Source organism: Arthrobacter sp. I3, from assembly GCF_000520575.1.
In the GTDB taxonomy this organism is placed as follows: domain Bacteria; phylum Actinomycetota; class Actinomycetes; order Actinomycetales; family Micrococcaceae; genus Arthrobacter; species Arthrobacter humicola_A.
In genome coordinates, this window is the sequence record NZ_AZSB01000554.1 from 1 (window position 1) to 2,428 (window position 2,428).

The 2,428-nt window shown below is 65.8% G+C and carries 3 protein-coding genes; all 3 read right to left on the reverse strand.

The genetic code is table 11. The features are described from left to right. On the reverse strand, nt 1-705 hold a 705-nt coding region (gene pdxS / locus Y706_RS0102640), incomplete at its 3' end, for a pyridoxal 5'-phosphate synthase lyase subunit PdxS (protein ID WP_043434343.1). Further along, the gene (locus Y706_RS23220) at nt 698-1,519 is read right to left on the reverse strand and encodes a methylenetetrahydrofolate reductase (RefSeq protein WP_084475877.1); all 822 of its coding nucleotides are present in this window, start codon (nt 1,517-1,519) and stop codon (nt 698-700) included. The genes pdxS and Y706_RS23220, both read right to left, overlap by 8 nt. A 19-nt stretch (nt 1,520-1,538) precedes the next feature. Further along, a partial coding sequence (gene lipA / locus Y706_RS0102650; protein ID WP_028275355.1) for a lipoyl synthase occupies nt 1,539-2,428 on the reverse strand: 890 nt, incomplete at its 5' end.

The window sequence follows — 2,428 nt, forward strand, 5'->3', positions numbered from 1 at the left end:
CATCATCGCGGCGTCGGCCGGGGTGGCGATGCCGCCGGCGGTGAACAGCACCACCGGGAGCTTGCCGGTCGCGGCAACTTCCTTGACCAGTTCGTACGGGGCCTGCAGCTCCTTGGCCGCGACGTAGAGCTCGTCCTCGGCCATGCCGGCGAGCTTCTTGATCTCGGCACGGATCTGGCGCATGTGCGTGGTGGCGTTGGAGACGTCCCCGGTGCCGGCCTCGCCCTTGGACCGGATCATCGCCGCGCCCTCGTTGATGCGGCGCAGCGCCTCGCCCAGGTTGGTCGCACCGCAGACGAACGGAACGGTGAAGTTCCACTTGTCGATGTGGTTGGTGTAGTCCGCCGGGGTCAGGACCTCGGACTCGTCAATGTAGTCCACGCCCAAAGACTGCAGGACCTGCGCCTCGACGAAGTGCCCGATCCGGGCCTTGGCCATCACGGGCACGGACACGGCCGCGATGATCTTGTCGATCATGTCGGGATCGGACATGCGGGACACGCCGCCCTGGGCGCGGATATCGGCCGGAACGCGTTCCAGCGCCATCACGGCCACGGCACCGGCGTCTTCGGCGATGCGGGCCTGCTCGGCGTTGACGACGTCCATGATGACGCCGCCCTTGAGCATCTCAGCCATGCCGCGCTTGACGCGGCTGCTGCCCGTGACGTTCTTCGCGGTTGCGGGCTGGAACGGGGTATCAAGCATGTGTGTTTCCTTGGCTGGTGGTGGCGGAGAGTTCCGTCGACGAAGCGGCGACGGTACCGGGTAACTCGTCAAAACAATTGAAGCTGTAGAGATGAATGCCATCGACGACAGGCTGGGCGGTCAGCTCGTTGATGAGAGTGCCGGGCGAGTAGCGTTCGCCGCTCAGGAGGCGGCGGGCGAGCGGTCGTTTCCCGCTAAGGAACCGCAGGGACGTTCCGACGCCGATCTTCGTTGCCAGTGCAATCAGCCTGGTTCTTTGGACGGACCCGGCAACCCCGGCCAGGACCGGAAGCATGACTCCCTCGCGGCGCAGCATCGCCGTGTACCTATGGATACTGTCGGCCGAGAAGCACATCTGCGTGACGACGTTGGAGGCAAGTTCCTGCTTGGCCAACAATGATTCGAGCAGCTGCCGCGGGCCGATGCCGGGATGACCCTCCGGATACCCGGCGACCCCAACGGCCATCTGGCCGCCGCTGATTTCGGCGATCTCGCGCAGCAGCTCGCCGCCATTGGCGAAGGGACCCGCGGGCTGCGGGGCGTCACCGCCAACCGCGAACACTTCCGAGATGCCGTACCCAGCGCATTCCCGGATGATACGGGCCAGCTGGGTGCTATCCGCCAGGCTGCGGGCCGCGATGTGCGGGACCACGGTGTAGCCGAGCAGACTGAGCTGGGCGGCCGTGCGCATGGTCCGCCCGGTTCCGTGGTGAGGCAGACACGTGATGGTGAGTGTCGTGGTCAGCGGCACTGCCGACTGGATCTTTTTGACGATTCCCTCGGAAGGAATGATTTCAAGTCGTATGGGAAACATCTCTGGTCCTCTGTCGATGTCAGGCGCCGGCTTGGGCGCCGAGCAGCGAGCTGGCTTCCTGGCGGGTGCTTCCGGAGCTTTCGATGTGGGCGAGTTCGGCCGGGATTTCCCAGCCTTTCTTGCGCATCGCGGTGGCCCAGAGCCGGCCGGCGCGGTAGGAGGAACGCACCAGGGGCCCGGACATGACGCCCAGGAAGCCGATCTCGTCCGCTTCGTGCTGCAGGTCCACGAATTCCTGCGGCTTGACCCAGCGGTCCACCGGCAGGTGCCGTTCGGAGGGGCGCAGGTACTGGGTGATGGTGATCAGGTCGCAGCCGGCCTCGTGCAGGTCCCGCAGTGCCTCGGAGATTTCCTCGCGGGTCTCGCCCATGCCGAGGATCAGGTTGGACTTGGTCACCATGCCGAGCTTGCGGCCCTGGGTGATGACGTCCAGGGAGCGGTCGTAGCGGAACGCGGGGCGGATGCGCTTGAAGATCCGGGGCACGGTCTCGACGTTGTGGGCGAAGACCTCGGGCTTGGAGTCGCAGATCGCCGCGATGTGCTCGGGCTTGCCGGAGAAGTCGGGGATCAGCAGTTCGACGCCGGTGCCCGGGTTCAGTTCGTGGATCTTGCGGACCGTTTCGGCGTAGAGCCAGACGCCCTCGTCGGCGAGGTCGTCGCGGGCCACACCGGTGACGGTGGCGTAGCGCAGGGCCATGGCCTGGACCGAGCGGGCCACCTTGGTGGGTTCGAACATGTCCACGGGGGAGGGCTTGCCGGTGTCGATCTGGCAGAAGTCGCAGCGCCGGGTGCATTCGGAGCCGCCGATCAGGAAGGTGGCTTCCTTGTCTTCCCAGCACTCGAAGATGTTGGGGCAGCCGGCCTCCTCACACACCGTGTGGAGGCCTTCCTTCTTGACGAGGTTTTTGA

What these genes read in the sequence shown, in the direction of transcription:
- Y706_RS23220 (WP_084475877.1), bottom strand. Translation starts at nt 1,519, where the DNA reads ATGTTTCCCATACGACTTGAAATCATTCCTTCCGAGGGAATCGTCAAA.